This window comes from Terriglobales bacterium, assembly GCA_035487355.1.
Lineage (GTDB): Bacteria > Acidobacteriota > Terriglobia > Terriglobales > Acidobacteriaceae > QIAW01.
In genome coordinates this window covers 100,943-116,400 of record DATHMF010000025.1, presented here as the reverse complement: position 1 = coordinate 116,400, position 15,458 = coordinate 100,943, and the positions used below count along the sequence as shown (strand labels likewise).

17 protein-coding genes are annotated in these 15,458 nt (G+C 55.2%); 5 read left to right on the top strand and 12 right to left on the bottom strand.

Annotated features, from left to right (window positions below):
* The 3 genes from VK738_05710 to VK738_05700 form a co-directional block, all read left to right on the top strand.
* On the top strand, nt 1-445 hold a 445-nt coding region (locus VK738_05710; GenBank protein HTD22127.1), incomplete at its 5' end, for a hypothetical protein.
* Between the two features lie 57 nt (nt 446-502).
* A complete protein-coding gene (gene bla, locus VK738_05705) occupies nt 503-1,435 on the top strand; it encodes a subclass B3 metallo-beta-lactamase (protein ID HTD22126.1) in 933 nt (310 codons plus the stop codon).
* A gap of 409 nt (nt 1,436-1,844) precedes the next feature.
* The gene (locus VK738_05700; GenBank protein ID HTD22125.1) at nt 1,845-2,912 is read left to right on the top strand and encodes a hypothetical protein; all 1,068 of its coding nucleotides are present in this window, start codon (nt 1,845-1,847) and stop codon (nt 2,910-2,912) included.
* 61 nt (nt 2,913-2,973) lie between these two features.
* Here the strand turns inward: VK738_05700 and VK738_05695 are convergent, their stop codons facing one another.
* From VK738_05695 to greA, 4 genes are all read right to left on the bottom strand, one after another.
* Nucleotides 2,974-4,008 (bottom strand): hypothetical protein, encoded by a 1,035-nt coding sequence (locus tag VK738_05695; GenBank protein ID HTD22124.1) that lies wholly within the window; start codon nt 4,006-4,008, stop codon nt 2,974-2,976.
* A 155-nt stretch (nt 4,009-4,163) separates the two neighbouring features.
* Nucleotides 4,164-5,111, bottom strand: a complete 948-nt coding sequence (locus VK738_05690) for an isoaspartyl peptidase/L-asparaginase (protein HTD22123.1) — start codon at nt 5,109-5,111, stop codon at nt 4,164-4,166.
* Between the two features lie 66 nt (nt 5,112-5,177).
* Nucleotides 5,178-5,858: a CDP-alcohol phosphatidyltransferase family protein gene (locus VK738_05685; GenBank protein HTD22122.1), complete on the bottom strand. Its 681-nt coding sequence runs from the start codon at nt 5,856-5,858 to the stop codon at nt 5,178-5,180.
* 81 nt (nt 5,859-5,939) lie between these two features.
* On the bottom strand, nt 5,940-6,410 hold the full coding sequence (greA, locus tag VK738_05680; protein HTD22121.1) for a transcription elongation factor GreA: 471 nt from the start codon (nt 6,408-6,410) through the stop codon (nt 5,940-5,942).
* 543 nt (nt 6,411-6,953) lie between these two features.
* Between greA and VK738_05675 the strand changes: the two genes are divergently transcribed.
* Nucleotides 6,954-7,484, top strand: coding sequence for a CarD family transcriptional regulator (locus VK738_05675; GenBank protein HTD22120.1), 531 nt, complete (start codon nt 6,954-6,956; stop codon nt 7,482-7,484).
* Between the two features lie 174 nt (nt 7,485-7,658).
* On the opposite strand, the gene VK738_05670 is transcribed toward VK738_05675, so the two are convergent.
* The 7 genes from VK738_05670 to rplM form a co-directional block, all read right to left on the bottom strand.
* A complete protein-coding gene (locus VK738_05670; GenBank protein ID HTD22119.1) occupies nt 7,659-8,927 on the bottom strand; it encodes an AI-2E family transporter in 1,269 nt (422 codons plus the stop codon).
* Between the two features lie 139 nt (nt 8,928-9,066).
* Nucleotides 9,067-9,651, bottom strand: a complete 585-nt coding sequence (frr, locus tag VK738_05665; protein ID HTD22118.1) for a ribosome recycling factor — start codon at nt 9,649-9,651, stop codon at nt 9,067-9,069.
* A 150-nt stretch (nt 9,652-9,801) separates the two neighbouring features.
* On the bottom strand, nt 9,802-10,488 hold the full coding sequence (gene pyrH / locus VK738_05660) for a UMP kinase (GenBank protein HTD22117.1): 687 nt from the start codon (nt 10,486-10,488) through the stop codon (nt 9,802-9,804).
* Between the two features lie 181 nt (nt 10,489-10,669).
* On the bottom strand, nt 10,670-11,329 hold the full coding sequence (tsf, locus tag VK738_05655) for a translation elongation factor Ts (protein ID HTD22116.1): 660 nt from the start codon (nt 11,327-11,329) through the stop codon (nt 10,670-10,672).
* 171 nt (nt 11,330-11,500) lie between these two features.
* Nucleotides 11,501-12,454, bottom strand: coding sequence for a 30S ribosomal protein S2 (rpsB, locus tag VK738_05650; GenBank protein HTD22115.1), 954 nt, complete (start codon nt 12,452-12,454; stop codon nt 11,501-11,503).
* Nucleotides 12,455-12,635: 181 nt separating this feature from the next.
* Complete coding sequence (gene rpsI, locus VK738_05645; protein HTD22114.1) at nt 12,636-13,031, bottom strand: 30S ribosomal protein S9; 396 nt, start codon at nt 13,029-13,031, stop codon at nt 12,636-12,638.
* Nucleotides 13,032-13,079: 48 nt separating this feature from the next.
* Nucleotides 13,080-13,511 (bottom strand): 50S ribosomal protein L13, encoded by a 432-nt coding sequence (rplM, locus tag VK738_05640; protein HTD22113.1) that lies wholly within the window; start codon nt 13,509-13,511, stop codon nt 13,080-13,082.
* A gap of 281 nt (nt 13,512-13,792) precedes the next feature.
* Here rplM and VK738_05635 point away from each other — a divergent pair, with 281 nt between their 5' ends.
* Nucleotides 13,793-14,602, top strand: coding sequence for an energy transducer TonB (locus tag VK738_05635; GenBank protein HTD22112.1), 810 nt, complete (start codon nt 13,793-13,795; stop codon nt 14,600-14,602).
* Nucleotides 14,603-14,636: 34 nt separating this feature from the next.
* On the opposite strand, the gene VK738_05630 is transcribed toward VK738_05635, so the two are convergent.
* On the bottom strand, nt 14,637-15,380 hold the full coding sequence (locus tag VK738_05630; GenBank protein ID HTD22111.1) for a queuosine precursor transporter: 744 nt from the start codon (nt 15,378-15,380) through the stop codon (nt 14,637-14,639).
* Nucleotides 15,381-15,458 lie beyond the last annotated feature (78 nt).

Here is a 15,458-nt window from a genome sequence, read left to right as displayed (position 1 = left end):
CCGGCCTTCGACAGCTTGCACTCCGATCCGCGTTTCCAGGATTTGCTGCGATCGCGGAAAGAACTTCTTCGCCGGCGGTCACAACTGCGCCTTCGCGAGCGCCACGCAAAGTATTGATGTTTCTGCGGGTGCTTCACTGATAGATGCCAAAAAGGTGGGGTTCACATTGTCAGGGTTTCTCGGTGGTTTTCACAATCAGAATGACACCGCGACGCTGACTGCAACTTTCAAGGATGCAAACGGCCGGAGCCTGGGAACTTCCAAGATCGGCCCGGTCACGGCTCGCGACCGCAAGTCCATCACCGGTCTGCTGCCGCGTCATGCTACTGGATCAATTCCACCGAGCACGCACACCGTCGTTCTGGAACTCTCCATGAAACGTGTTGAACCCTACTATAACGATGGCTACGCGGATAATCTCACTTTGGTTCTGAATACCCGCTGACCAGAGGTTGCTCTCCCACGATCTCAAGAATGGAGTAACTGTATACTCATTCCACATATGCTCATTCGACTGATGATGCTTACACTGGTCTTAGTCCTGGCTGGCGGCCTGTTCGCGCAAGCAAACCCCACTCCGGCTAATGCCTCCACACAAGTTAACGCCGTAGTACCTGATTCCCCGGATTGGAGTGAGCCCTTCCCCCCGCACCGCATGATCGGCAATATCTATTACGTCGGCAGCCGGGGGCTGGCCTCGTACCTGATTACGACACCCGCAGGGCACATTCTGATTAACGCCAATCTGAAAAGTTCGGTCCCGCTGATTCGCGAGAGCATTGAAAAACTGGGGTTTCACTTCGCCGATGTCAAAATTCTTCTGATCAGCCATGGTCACTTCGACCACGATGGAGGCAGCGCCGAGCTGAAGAAGCTGACCGGCGCCAAATATATGGTCATGGATGGCGACGTCGGCGTGGTCGAGTCAGGCGGCAAGAGCGACTTCCAGTACGGCGACTCGCCGAGCCTGTGGTATCCGGCGACCAAGGTGGATCGCGTGCTGCATGATGGTGACGAGGTAAAGCTCGGCGATACCGTACTGACTGCCCATAAGACCGCCGGGCATACCCGGGGTTGTACCACCTGGAGCCTGGAAGTTCGCGAGGCGGGCAAAACTTACGATGTTGTGATCGTCGGCAGCCCCAACGTCAATCCGGGATACAAGCTGGTGAATAACGCGCACTATCCCGAGATCGCCGATGATTACGCACGCGGATTTGGGGTGCTCAAGTCGCTTCCCTGTGATGTTTTCCTGGGCGCGCACGGGAACTACTACGGAATGGAAGCCAAATACGCTCAGATGTCCGCAAAATTGAACGCCGGTGGAGTGAACCCCTATATTGATCCCGAGGGCTACAAAAACTACGTGGCCGAACGGGAACAGGCATTCCGCTCTGAGTTGCAGAAGCAAACTGCATCCACGAAAAAGCAGTAGAGCTTGCGCGCGTGGGGCTTTGTCTTTAAATCCGTGATCACCCTTGGCCAAAAAGTGGTATCACCGTGATATCAAAATCTTTAATCCTGAAGAACTGTATGTCATCATGTTCGCGAGGAACGGCAGGACTATTTCTCGAAGCAAAGAGTGCCGCATCCAGAATGCGGCTGTGGTCTCTTAGCTCTTTGAAAATTCACTCACGATGTGGGTCCCGAGAACTGCGGACTAAAGACTACCAGCTTATCCCCCCACCCCGGGCGCTGGAAGCCTTGATTTTACTAGCTGTTTCTTCTCTTCCATGCCTTTTTTTGACCAGCAGCAAGTCCCCCCCCACCCCGCACTACTTTCCCGGCTCACCCAGAAGAAGCAGGTTCGTCTAACCTCCTGACCAATGGATCGGAGGCTTTCTATGAAAAACCGAATCAGGGCATTATTTTTGTTGTCAGCGGCGTTATGCACAGCGCTGCTCCTGCGCGCACCGATGTTATACGGTGACGAACTCGAAGATCATCCGCAAAAGAGCTTCAATGTGCACCCGGGAGGCACTCTTACCTTCGCCTCCGAGTACGGCGCAGTCACGGTCAAGGCGGGTGAGGCGCAAACTGCAACCATTCAATTGGACCGCAAGGTCCACGCATTCACGGCGGAGGAAGCCAAAAAGATCCTCGACGATCTGGAGATCGAAGCCTCGCAGGAAGGCGACACGATCCACTATCGGGCAAAGTTCAAGACCGGGTGGGAGCCATCCGATGAAGGCGGCGGGGCCGGCCGCAGTTTGTGCCGCGACCATCGTTGTCTTTCTTATGCCGGCAACCTGCGGCAGATGGATTTCACCATTACCGTGCCCAGGCAATTCAACCTGGACCTTGCCACCTACGCCGGACATATGGAGATCGGAGACATAGATGGCAAGGTCGAGGCGCAGACCTCAGGCGGACATCTCAGCATCGGCAAGATCGGCGGCCCTGTTTATGCCCAGACGGCGGGTGGCCATATTGATCTCGGCGGCGCGAAGGGCAATACCGAGCTGCGCACCGCCGGCGGATCCATTCAGTGCGGCGACGTGAGTGGCGATGTAAAGGCCAATACCGCCGGCGGATCCATCGCCCTGGGTAGGATCAGTGGCAAGGTGGAAGCCCAAACCGCGGGTGGAAGCATTGAAATTGCCGCCGCCGGAAACGCTGTGCAGGCCAGGACCTCGGGCGGCTCCATACGGGCCGCAATCACCGGCCAACCTACGAGCGACAGTTTCTTTGAAACCCTCGGAGGCGGAATTACCCTTTATCTGCCGGAAGCGATTAAGGCCACCCTCGATGCGCGCGGGAACGGCTACACGAGCAGAATTCATTCCGAGTTTCCCATCACCATGCAGGCGTCTTCTGATGGGGAATTAAAAGGCACGATTAACGGCGGCGGCCCTGCCATCGTGATCCGCAACCACGTGGGCGGCATCCAGATACGCAAGGGCTCGTTATAGCGGACAGCAGAATGGGCACAGCCGGATACGGATGTGCCCACTCAACCAAAACCGTATTCCGCTACTTGGCGGTGTGGCGGGCGACGACGACGATCATAAATGTGTCGGGCTTGACTGCAGGCCGGGCTCCGGGTTTGGCTTCCTCAAACTCGGCCGTGGGCATGTAGATTGTATCGGTCGGAGGGTCCACGCCCATGGTTCTTGCGCCCAGTGGCGTCTTTACGGTCTCGACGATCTCGAACTTTCCTGGCGAGATCTCGCCGGCCACGGCGAGCGAGCCATCACGGCAGCTTGCAAACGCCTGCTTGTCGAAGAATTTGGTAGCGTCCACACCCGCGCCAATGGGTAGATCGGCCAGCAGCTTGCCGTCATCGGCGCTCATCACGATCAGCTTCTGCGGGTTGCGGCAGCCGATGAACAGGCGGCGTTTTTTGGTATCCATAGACATCCCCACCGGCGCGCCACCGGGCGCAACCGGCCAGCGCGAAAGCACCTTGCGCGCTTTGAGGTCAACCACCGCGACCTCGTTCTTATCCATGAGATTGATGTAGGCCTTGCCTTTGCCATCGCCAGCGAGAAATTCGGGCGACCCGCCGAGATCAATGGGCGCGTCTATCTTTCCCGTTTTGGGATCAATATCAGGCTTAAGCGTCATCAGCACTCCCTTATCTCCCGACACGACGAGGACGAGCCCACTGGAAGCGTCAAAGATGATGCCGTCGGCATCGGGTAGTGCGGCGACTGTACCCAGGACCGCGTTGGTCTTGAGGTCAAAGATCACGATGGCGCCGTCGCCACCACCGTCACTGATGAACCCGCGGCCTGCCTTGGGAACGATAGCGACGCCATGCGAACGTTTCTGGCCTGCAATATCGGCGATGGTCTTGCCCGAATCGCCGTCAATCACCAAAGTGTGCGTGCTGCGCGTAACGTAGAGCCGGTGCGTATCGGGGTCTACGGTGAGATAGTCCCATCCGCCCTCGCCGCCGACGTGAAATGTTTTTGCGACCTCCCAGTCGGTTTGTGCAAAAGCCGGCAGGACGCCTGTGATCAGAACGAGGATAAAAGCGGTGACGATTAGTTTTGCGATTCGCATGTGGATTCTCCGGGTGGCAGGAAAAGCTCAGGCGTCAGAATACCACGCGCTTGCTGCCTTAGACTTCCCATCGGGATGAAAAAAAAATGCTGCCGATGACACAAATTTTCAGAGATTTTTCAGAGAACTTTACGACGAAAAACAGTTTCGGGTTGTCAGCCCAGAATTATCTTGCCTTCCACCTGCACGTGTTCGCGCTGTTTGTCTTTCAGTGCCCAGGCCATGCGCGGAGTGTTATGGGCAACACCGGCACGGCCCTGTCTGTCGAGCAGGATCATGCCGCCGTGGCCGTTCAGGCGGTTCTTTAAATACGCGATGGACTGTTCGGCTACAACAAGGGGCGCATCTGCCTCGGAGACCCGGTCGCAGGCCCACTTGCCCAGGACCAGTTTCATGATGGGCTCGCCCCATCCGGTGCAGGAGACGGCTGCGCGGAAGTTATCGGCGTAGCATCCGCAACCGATCAGGGAGGAATCGCCGACTCGTCCCGGAGTCTTGTTCAGAGTGCCGCCGGTGGAGGTGGCAGCGGCAAGATTCCCATCCGCATCCAAAGCAACCGCTCCGACGGTGTCATGCGATGCCGCGGGCGATTTCCCGGCAAAGGTCAAATCGGGCTCGCCGGCCGCAGTCTGGGTCTTGAACTGGCGCAGGCGTTCAATCTCGCGCGGAATGATCAGGTCGTTGTTATCGCAAAGTTCGATGCCGTGTTCCTGAGCGAAGCGCTCGGCGCCCTCGGCCACCAGATAAACATGCGGGCTTTCGGTCAGCACTTTGTGCGCCAGGCGAATGGGATTGCGGATATGCTCCACGCATCCGACGCCGCCGGCACGCAAGGTGGCGCCATCCATCATGAGAGCGTCAAGCTGAACGTGCCCGTCGCTGGTGAGAAAGCTGCCGCGCCCGGCGTCGAAGGTTTCGTCGTCTTCCATGGCGACGACCGCAGCTTCCACGGCTTGCAGGGCGGTCGCGCCGGCTTCAAGCAAACGCCATCCGGCGGACAAGGCTGTGCGCACGCCGTGCAGGTGGGCTTCGACCATATCGTCGGGAATCGCCCAGGCACCGCCATGGAGCAATAAGACTGGAGAATTTTTGTGCAGGTCCACTCTAAAAAACTTCTCGCATTTTCATTCTATCTGAGGACTTAGCCAAAAAAGGGGAGTCGGGCAAAGCTATTTACCAACTACAGAAGTTACGTGATCGGCATCGGCTTCGGCTTCAATGTTGAGGCGGGTGGCATCCATGATTTTGGTTTGCTGATAGGTGAAGCGGATGCGATGGATGACGGTAATGGTCGAGAGCACGGCGATCACCCACAGACAGGGCGCCATGGTTCCCCAGCGATTGAAGAGTGCGCCGATGATGACCAGGACAATGCGCTCAGGCCGCTCCATGAATCCTACCTTGCAGGTGCTGATGAGCGATTCGGCGCGGGCGCGGGTATAGCTGACCATCACGGAGCTGACCATGACGAAAGCCACCATGACCACATAAAAGAAGCGGTTGGCGCGGGCGTAGTAGACGAGCAGCCCGAAGAAAAGAGCGACGTCGCTGTAGCGGTCAATGACGGAATCGAAGAAAGCCCCGAAGGTGGTGACCTGGTTGGTGGCGCGGGCGACCCGGCCATCCACCATGTCAAAGATGCCGGCGCCGATGATGACCAGACCGGCATAGAAAAACATGCGCTGGTAATTTTCAGCATTGGCCAGGCCGAACAGGACCGCTGCGCCGATGTTGATGACCAGCCCAAGAAATGTGAGGACGTTAGGAGAGATGCGGGTCAGGGCCAGACCACGAACGATAGCGTGCAAAAGCACGCGGCAGGCTCGTCCGAAGGCGTGGGTCCAGGTCATGTGGTTTTCAATTCAGTGAGGCACGCATCCAACATGCCTACTACATTACAGTTTGGAGCTGTATAGCCCTAAAAGTGGTTGCTACCCTTCGTCGTGAATCGTGCTCAGTTTCAGGACTTCAAGTTCGCGTTTTCCGGCAGGAGTAACAACGGTGGCGGTGTCTCCCACTTTCTTTCCCATGAGCGCCCGGCCTATGGGAGAGGTGGTGGAGATCAAACCTTTGGCCACATCCGATTCCTCGCTGGTCACCAGTTTGTATTCGATCTTCTCATCTTTGGAAGTGTCGTACACCCGCACGGTCGAGCCGAAGGCGACCTTATCTTTCGGGATATTCGCCAAATTGATCATGGAAAGCTCGGCCATGCGCTTCTTGAGCTGCGCCAGGCGTGCATCCACGAAAGTTTGGCGTTGCTTGGCCGTCTGATATTCGGCGTTCTCACTCAAATCGCCCAAGGCAACTGCGGTCTTTATCTCTTTGGGCAATTCGTGATGCAGTTCATGCTCAAGCGCCCTTATCTCTTCTTCCAATTTTTTCCTAATATGTTCAGGCATGGTCTTCTATCTGAGGGCTCCACAACGCTTCGTTGCTGCGCCCTCGCACTACGCTCGTGCGCGACAGCTCTCGCTCCGCGCTTACCCCGCTTCGGCTGGTTTCAATTGAGAAGGGGCAGCTTCAAGCTTCTGGGCGCTGCCCCTAGAGGAATTATACCTTTTCAAGATGGGCTTTTTCCTCTTTCAAACGGCTTTTTCCTAAGGATTCCGATAAACCGCTGCGCCTCACACTGCCCTCACCCCAGGCTTGATACGGGTAAGCCGAGTCTCGACCAAAGCTCTTTTTTGGCGTTGCCGGAAGAACTATTTGCCGCTTCCGGAACACCTAAAATGATCAAATTTTAATCATTGCTTTACAAAGTCATGCTTAGTTGAATGGTAGTGAGGGCCCTATTGGTGCTTAAAAATTGTGCAACACTTGCCTTAACCCTCACGTTTTGTATATCTTAGAGAGCGGCAGACAGCTTGCTTTCCATCTGGCTTGGGGTTATAATTTAGTTAGTTTCTCCCCTGTAACCCTTCACTTTACCGTGGGTGCCCTTCATGAATGACAATATCGGTTTCCGGATTGGCGATAAGGTTGTTTATCCCAATCACGGCGTAGGCGTCATCGAGCAGATTAATAGCCGGACACTCGGCGCAATATCAGAAAAGTTCTATCTGCTTAAATTCAAAGCCAGCAGCCTGAAAGTGGAGATCCCGTTCCGCAATATCGGAGCGGTAGGTCTTCGCCGGGTCATTAAGAACGGTGACGTCCAGAAGATCCTGGATTTCCTCATAGACGGCAAATGCGAGAACCACACCGACTGGAAGTTCCGCTTTAAAGAGAATTCGGATAAGATGCGCACCGGTTCTCTGCTCGATGTGGCCGTCGTGCTCAAAGGCTTGCTCATCCTGAACCAGACCAAACCGCTCTCTTTCCGTGAAAAGAAGATGCTGGAACGCGCGCGTTATCTTCTGGTGAGTGAGTTGGCCCTGGCCAAAAATGTCGCCGAGCCTGAAGTTGAGGACTTGCTGACCAAGGCCTTGGCTAAATCCAGGCTGCGCTTCCCAGATGTAGTGGCAGAAGCGTAATCTAGCGCTTCGTCGCCAGCATTCTCTCCTGAACGCCCCGCTCTCTGAGCCCTCTCTTGGAGAGGTGAGTAGTTTTTATTTCATCAATACTTAAAGAACTTAACGGGTTCTGTGCGTTAGCCCCGGGTGATGCCGCTTTGATCTCAGCAACCGGCCGGGCGGAGCGCTTAATACTTACTCCCCAAGCCATGCGCCATAGGGACGCAACGACTCCACGTGATCGAAGATGATTTTCAGGGCGGCGGTCAGTGGTACAGCGAGAATGAGGCCCACGGCTCCCCAGAGCCATCCCCAGATGAGGAGAGCGATGGTCACCGCCAGAGGATTTAACTGCAATCGCCGGCCAATCAGTTTGGGATAAAGAATGTTAATGGCGAATACGTGCAATCCCAGCACGGTAAGCACAATGGTGAGCATGCCGCCGCCGTGGACCTGGCCGAATCCGGCAGCCAAGGGCGGAATCATTGCCAAGACCACCCCCAGGTAGGGGACCAAAGTAAGAAATCCGCTGATAAAGCCGAGAAAATAGAAATAGGGCAAATGCAGATACCAGAAGACCACCAGGCTGGCGATGGAGGTAAATAATCCCACAATGATGTTGCCATTAATAAAGCTGTGGATCATGGCCGAGATGCGCCCCAGCGTGGTGTATGCGGTATTGCGATTTTCCATGCTGAACAGCATTACGGTCGAGGCGCGCACATGGTCATGCCAGCTCAACATGAAATAAACCAGAAACGGCATGAACGAAATGGAGAACGCAACTTCACCCACCGTCCCCAGGCTGCTGGTGACCCAATCCACCCAACTGGTTTGTTGCTGGACCTTAAGCGTCTTTTTATCTTCGCTGGTTTCCGGGAGCACCGCTTCCGTGCTCTTCTGGAACCTCTGGGCCTGCTCACGGAACTGCATCAGGGCGCCCTCAATCTTGTGGGTGTAGGTGGGCAGGGTCTGGACGAAATCAACCGCCCGGCTATAGCCGAAGTAGGCGGCCGCATAGATGGCAGCGCCCAGCAGCAACACCGCCAGCAAGGAGGCGAAGGCCCGCGGAAATTTCATCCGCTCGAGGAAATCCATCACCGGAAAGAGAATGAAGGCCAATAGAATCGAAAACAGCAGAGTGACCAGCACGAGTTTGGCGACATAACAGATGGTCAGGACCACGGCTATGGCGACGATGGTTTGTCCGGCGAGAATGGAACGACGAGTTTTATCGCTGACACGGCGGTGCGGGTGGTTGTCGGCTGTCCACGTCAGCTCAGCCGAGGAAGAAGCGGCTGAAGAAGAAACAGGAGCTTCAGGAGCAACCACCGCCGCTGCAGACTGCTCCCCGTTTGGTGCTTTTGGAACTGCGGTCGCACCCATTTTGTCGGTAGTCTGCGCCGAGGCGGAGCTGCTTTCCTCTGCCTTGATAGAAACGTCTTCGATTGGACCCCGGGTCATGCTCTACTCATATAGGCCATGGTAGCCGAAGTTGGTCACTTTCAGGCAGTAACCAAAGGGCGGGGTACCTTCATTTTCAAGGTCTTTTATCCGCAAGGAAAGCCGTCGGAGGCCTGCTAAGGGCAGGGCTCTTCGCCTCTTACTTAATCTCCATGACTTCTTTTTCCTTGGTCTTGCTCATCTCTTCCATCTTCTTGATCTCGTCGTCGGTGAGCTTTTGGATCTCTTCGAGCGAGCGGCGCTCATCATCTTCGGAAATCTTTTTATCTTTCAGGGCCTTCTTGATCTGATCGTTGCCGTCGCGACGGATGTTGCGGATGGCGGTGCGGTGCTCTTCCAGAATTTTATGCAGGTGCTTGACCATCTCCTTGCGGCGCTCCTCGGTGAGCGGCGGCACCGGGATGCGGATCATTTTGCCGTCGTTCATGGGGTTCAATCCCAGATCGGCGCTGCGGATGGCTTTTTCGATCTCCGCCATGGCGCTGGGGTCAAAGGGCGTCACCGTAATGAGCTGGGCATCGGCGGCGTGGACCTGGGCAATCTGGTTCACGGGCATCAGGGAGCCGTAGTAATCCACCTTCACCGTATCGAGCATATTCACGGTGGCGCGGCCGGTGCGCACCGCCGCCATTTCGCGGCGGAAGTCTTCCACGGCTTTTTCCATGCGGGTCTTGAGCTGCACATACACTTCTTTTAATGCGGGGATACTTACCATCTGTGCCATAGCGCATCACTCCATGCGAGGATAAAGCGATGATTATAAATTAGTTAGTTGGCAATTGGGACGTTTATCGTTTACCTAGGGTTCGCACATTGCGACCAAAATCGGCACGGGTTGGGGATCCCAGTTCTGGCGCTCGACGTCACTTTACATCTACGCGATGACCAGCGAGCCTACCTTCTCTCCGGTTACCACGCGGCGGATGTTGCCGTGCTTGTTCAGATTGAAGATCACGATGGGCAGACTATTGTCTTTGCACATGCTGATGGCGGTGGAATCCATGACCTTGAGACCGCGCTTGAGGAATTCGAGATAGGTGATCTTGTCAAACATGATGGCATCTTTCACCAGGTTGGGATCGGCGTCGTAGATGCCCTCAACCTTGGTGGCCTTCAGAATAGCGTCAGCCTTGATTTCCATGGCACGCAGCGAGGCGGCGGTATCGGTGGAAAAATACGGGCTGCCGGTGCCAGCGGCAAAGATAACGACTCGTCCTTTTTCAAGGTGCCGAATGGCCCGGCGCCGGATGAAAGGCTCGGCGACCTGGTTCATCTCAATGGCGGTCATGACGCGGGTATAGACCTGTTGCTTTTCCAGAGCGTCCTGCAGGGCAAGGGCGTTGATGACCGTGGCCAGCATGCCCATATGGTCGGCCGAGACGCGGTCCATGTCGCGCGCCTGCTCGGCCACGCCGCGGAAAAAGTTTCCGCCTCCAACCACAATTGCAATTTCCACGCCCAGGCTATGTACCTCTCTGATCTCGCCGGCGACTTCGTGAATACGGGTGACGTCAACACCAAAGCCTTGTTTGGCGGCCAGGGCCTCGCCGGAAATCTTCAACAGGATGCGTTTAAATGCGGTAGTCAGAGGGTAATCCTTGGGTCCGGATTTGATTCCTTAGGTTGTATTTTATCGCAGGCGGCGGTCTCAAATGCGGTTTGTGCGCGTGGAATAAAAAAACCCGATGCCTGGCATCGGGTTTTCAGTCGCATTGTTAAATTCCGGTGAACTTGAGCCTAACTTACTTCTCTTCAGCTTCGGGCGCCGGCTTGGTAATAGCGATAGTCTCGCCAACGTCACCAACCTTGAAACGGGCAAAGCGACGTACGGAGATGTTTTCGCCCAGCTTGCCGATCGTGGTGGCAATGAGCTGGCCGACGGAGATGGTCTGGTCCTTGATAAAGGGCTGATCGAGCAGGCAGACCTCTTCATAAAACTTCGACATCTTGCCTTCGACGATCTTTTCCACCACGTTGGCCGGTTTGCCGGTAGCAGCCGCCTGCGCGCGATAGATTTCTTTTTCACGCTCGAAATCGGCGGCGGTCACATCTTCCCGGCGAACGAACTTGGGATCGCTGGCGGCGATGTGCATGGCAATATCGTGCACCAGCTCCTGGAAGTGTTCGTTGCGCGCTACGAAGTCGCTCTCGCAGTTGACCTCAAGCAACACTCCGATCTTGCCTCCAGCATGAATGTAGCTGGTGACGGAGCCTTCGCTGGTCACGCGGGCCGCCTTCTTGGCCGCAGTAGCAATGCCTCTCTTGCGCAGATGTATGATGGCGCCTTCAATGTCACCCTTGGATTCGGTGAGCGCTTGCTTGCAATCCATCATGGGAGCTCCGGTTTTGTCGCGAAGCTCTTTTACCAGGGCGGCGGAAATATTCATGGTACTCGTACCCATTTCTGTAATGCCTTTCTAAATAAATTCGTCGTGCTTCTCTAAACGCGGCAAAGGCCACACATCCTCACGGATGAGCACGGATTTCTATTCAAGGGATCCGTGTTGATCCGTGAAAATCCGTGGCCTGATTTCTGCTTCCGCTCACATGCGAAACAGGGGTTAGGCTCTATTTTACAGCGTGCGCGATTCAACCTGGTCAGGGCCGGCTTCAACCGGTTCTACCGGGGCCGCTGCTGCAGGGAGCTTGCGCCCTTTGGAGGCAGTCTGTTCCAGGACCTCTTCCATACTGATGTTGTCGGCATCGGGCTGCGCACCCACTGCAATTTCGCTGGGTTCGCCGGGATACTCCTTCCCTTCCTCATCGTAGGAGACGGGAGCAGCTTCGGAACCAGCTTCAGCAGCCTGACCCTCGGCAAGCGCAGCCAATTCGCCGGATTTCATGCCAGTCTGCACGCCCTCGGCGATAGACTCAGAAACCTTAGAAGTAAACAACCGTATGGCACGCAGCGCGTCATCGTTACCGGGGATGACCATATCCACTTCGGTCGGGTCGCAATTGGTATCCACCACGGCGACGACCGGAATGCCCAGCTTGCGCGCTTCCTTGACCGCGATCTGCTCTTTGTTGGAGTCAACCACGAACAGGATATCGGGCAGGCGGTTCATGTTCTTGATGCCCGCCAGGTTGGCCTGCAGGTGCTTACGCTCGCGCTCCAGCTTGATGACTTCTTTCTTGGGGAGCAGGTCGTAACGGCCATCGGTGGCCATCTCGTCGAGTTCCTTGAGCCGCTTGACCGACTTTTGCACGGTCACCCAGTTGGTAAGCAGGCCCCCCAGCCAGCGGTTGTTCACGTAGAACATGCCGCACTTGGTGGCCTCTTCGGAGATCGCTTCCTGCGCCTGACGCTTGGTGCCGACAAAAAGAATGATCTTGCCTTCGGCGGCCGCATCCTGCACATACTTGGACGCATCTTTGAACATCTTCAGCGTCTTCTGCAGGTCAATGATGTAAATGCCATTGCGCTCGCCGAAGATGTATTCCTTCATCTTGGGATTCCAGCGCTTGGTTTGATGCCCAAAGTGGACGCCCGCTTCGAGCAGTTCTTTCATGGTAATTGTCGCCAAACAACCCTCCTTTGAAATTGGATTGCATCCCTTGCGGGGCCCATTGCGGCCTGTATCGCTCAGGATTACATTCCCGTCACCCGCACCATGAAACGAGTGCGGGAAAATTTACTACTGTGTGCTGCTTATCTCGGTTCCAACCAAAAGCAGTTGGACCCGAGAAAACTTGTACTCTCCAAAATTAGCGCTTGGAGAACTGGAAGCGCTTGCGGGCGCCCTTCTGCCCGTACTTCTTGCGCTCCTTGCCGCGCGAGTCGCGCGAGAGAAACCCTTCGGCCTTCAGCTTTTTGCGGAATTCAGCGTTGAACACGAGCAACGCACGGGCAATGCCCATGCGAACTGCGTCGGCCTGGCCGTTAATGCCGCCGCCGGAAACATTGGCCACCACATTAAACGTGGCGGCGGTTTCGCTCGAGACCAGCGGCTGCTTGGCCGCGCCACGCTGCGAATCCGTCACAAAATATTGATCGAAAGCACGGCCGTTCACCGTGAAATCGCCCGTGCCGGGACGCAGGAAAACCCGCGCGACGCTGGATTTGCGCCGTCCCGTGCCATAGTATTGAACCGTTTCTGCCATTCTCAATCCTTAAAAAATAGGTCGTACTCACAAAGTGAGTACTCGGTGTTATGCCAGCTTCAGAGCTTGAGGCTTCTGCGCCGCGTGGGGATGTTTGTCACCACGATAAACTTTTAGCTTCGAAGCCATGGCGCGTCCCAGTTTCGATTTGGGCAGCATTCCCAAAATGGCTCCTTCCACAACCGCCTCGGGCTTGCGGATAATGCGCTTGCGGAGCTGCTCTGATCTCAAGCCGCCAGGATAGCCGGTGTAGTGGTGGTACATCTTCTGCTCGCTCTTGAGCCCGGTGACGCGGATTTTTTCCGCGTTAATAACGACCACATGGTCGCCGGTATCCAGAAAAGGCGTATAAGCAGCATTCTCTTTGCCGGTAAGGATGCGCGCCACGCGAGCGGCCAGACGGCCGAGGGTTTGCCCATCGGCATCCACCACATACCACTTGCGCGCGATTTCGCCCTCTCCGGGGAAATACGTAGACATAGAACTTTCTCCCAATCAAAAATGAAAGAAAAATATAAATAATGAAAGAACCGCAGAAAACCGCTCTCTCGATTACTGCATGATGGGCCAACTCCGGCTCAAATCACGGAGCCACCCACGGGCGGGCCAACTGCAGACTAACAGAGATTTAAGGATAGCCTAGAGCCCAGACCACTGTCAACGCAGGAATGGGGGCTGGCACCCTTCGGTGAACCGAAACCAACCAAATAAATAATGGTAACCTGTTGCCACACCCTTGTAACCACAGTATGAGATTCCTGATGCAATCTCGGATACCTGTTCTGGCAGTGCTTGTCCTGGCTTTTATCCCGCTTCAGGCCGACGAGGCCAAAGATTTGCAAAAACATTTGCAAGAGAGGTTTCTGAAGAAAGTACTCCTGATCCGCAATTTTTATGGTGGCGACCACCTGACCTTCGATTCCCAGGGCGCCTTGGTCAAAGGGGATAAGACGGTCGGCTACAAGGGGTGCTGGTGTGCTGCCCAGTTCCAGATTGAGAAGGTTGAGGTCAAGAAAGACAAACTTATTCTTCGCGGACCGCGCATCGTTGGTGAGTACGACAACAAGAAAAAAGAATTCTCAAAGCTTATCCGCCAGGGCACGAACCTGCAGCTCGATATCGAGTTCGGTTCCACCCAGATGGATGAGCCAACCATCCTTGGGGTTTTTCAAAAAGTATTTTTTACCCGGGATGATGATTTAGACAAGTTGATCCCAGATGCATGGCGGGCCGCTGATTTCGATCCTGCGGCACATGAAGTAACCAGGGTAAAAAAAGACGGCGCTTCAGAAAAAGAAAATGTTAGTGCGCCTAAGTCCATTCATACGCCCGACCCGGAATATTCAGAAGACGCACGAAGAGCCGGAATTGCAGGTGATGTCATACTATGGCTGGTAGTTGATGAAAAAGGAAAAGTGGTGCGCATCCGGGTTGTTCGATGTTTAGGCTCGGGGTTGGACGGAAGCGCCGTGCAAGCAGTTTCCGAATGGACTTTCGAGCCCGCCATGAGAAACGGCGAACCCGTCGCAGTACAACTCAATGTTGACGTTACTTTTCATCTTTACCATTAAATCGGCTTACTCGGCAAGATTCTAATCTGCGCTTTCACGCCGTTGCTTCCTGCGACTCCTTCACCTGCTCCTTGCCAAACGGATTGAAATTCGTACCTCGATCGTAGACATCCACGCCTTCAGCGCGCTTGAGCGAGTTCACTACCCAATAGGTTAACGGGGTGGCTAGAACTTCATACGTCACTTTGAATAGGTATCCGGAAACGATGAGTTTGCCCATAAGCAGCCAGGAATATTTGCCGTAGAAGAGTACGACGATGACCAGAATAGTGTCCACCGCCTGGCCGGCAACGGTAGAACCTACGGTACGCGTCCAAAGCCAGCGTCCCTTGGTAAACAGCTTCATCTTAGCCAGCACGTAGGAGTTGACGAACTCCCCGCCCCAGAAGGCAATCAGGCTAGCGGCAAGCACGCGCGTAATAGGGTTGAGCACTGTGGCCAGCGCGGCTTGGCTGTGAAACTCCGGCGCCGGGGGAAGGCGCACCACAATAAAGCTCATAAGCGCCAGCAGGGCCGAAGAAAAGAAACCCAGCCAGATGGCGCGGCGCGAGCCAGCGTATCCGTAGACCTCAGTAAAGATGTCGCCGAAGATGTAGGTCAGCGGAAACAATAACTGCGCCCCGCTGAGGCGGAACGGGCCGAAGGCGCAAATCTTGGGAGCGACGATATTCGAGATCAGCAGGATGACTACGAACACGTGCACCAGCAAGTCGTACAAACGGAAAGAACTCAGGCGGCGCTGCGTGGCAGAAATATTGAGGAGCGATGATAAGCGCATGGAGTCTTACATATTAGAGGCTCTCGTCTCCATGCACAAGAAAGTCAAAAAATTAACCAGGGATTTTATGGATGATCA

What these genes read in the sequence shown, in the direction of transcription:
- bla (HTD22126.1), top strand. Translation starts at nt 503, where the DNA reads ATGCTCATTCGACTGATGATGCTTACACTGGTCTTAGTCCTGGCTGGC.
- VK738_05700 (HTD22125.1), top strand. Translation starts at nt 1,845, where the DNA reads ATGAAAAACCGAATCAGGGCATTATTTTTGTTGTCAGCGGCGTTATGC.
- VK738_05695 (HTD22124.1), bottom strand. Translation starts at nt 4,008, where the DNA reads ATGCGAATCGCAAAACTAATCGTCACCGCTTTTATCCTCGTTCTGATC.
- VK738_05685 (HTD22122.1), bottom strand. Translation starts at nt 5,858, where the DNA reads ATGACCTGGACCCACGCCTTCGGACGAGCCTGCCGCGTGCTTTTGCAC.
- greA (HTD22121.1), bottom strand. Translation starts at nt 6,410, where the DNA reads ATGCCTGAACATATTAGGAAAAAATTGGAAGAAGAGATAAGGGCGCTT.
- VK738_05675 (HTD22120.1), top strand. Translation starts at nt 6,954, where the DNA reads ATGAATGACAATATCGGTTTCCGGATTGGCGATAAGGTTGTTTATCCC.
- VK738_05670 (HTD22119.1), bottom strand. Translation starts at nt 8,927, where the DNA reads ATGACCCGGGGTCCAATCGAAGACGTTTCTATCAAGGCAGAGGAAAGC.
- frr (HTD22118.1), bottom strand. Translation starts at nt 9,651, where the DNA reads ATGGCACAGATGGTAAGTATCCCCGCATTAAAAGAAGTGTATGTGCAG.
- tsf (HTD22116.1), bottom strand. Translation starts at nt 11,329, where the DNA reads ATGGGTACGAGTACCATGAATATTTCCGCCGCCCTGGTAAAAGAGCTT.
- rpsI (HTD22114.1), bottom strand. Translation starts at nt 13,031, where the DNA reads ATGGCAGAAACGGTTCAATACTATGGCACGGGACGGCGCAAATCCAGC.
- rplM (HTD22113.1), bottom strand. Translation starts at nt 13,511, where the DNA reads ATGTCTACGTATTTCCCCGGAGAGGGCGAAATCGCGCGCAAGTGGTAT.
- VK738_05635 (HTD22112.1), top strand. Translation starts at nt 13,793, where the DNA reads ATGCAATCTCGGATACCTGTTCTGGCAGTGCTTGTCCTGGCTTTTATC.
- VK738_05630 (HTD22111.1), bottom strand. Translation starts at nt 15,380, where the DNA reads ATGCGCTTATCATCGCTCCTCAATATTTCTGCCACGCAGCGCCGCCTG.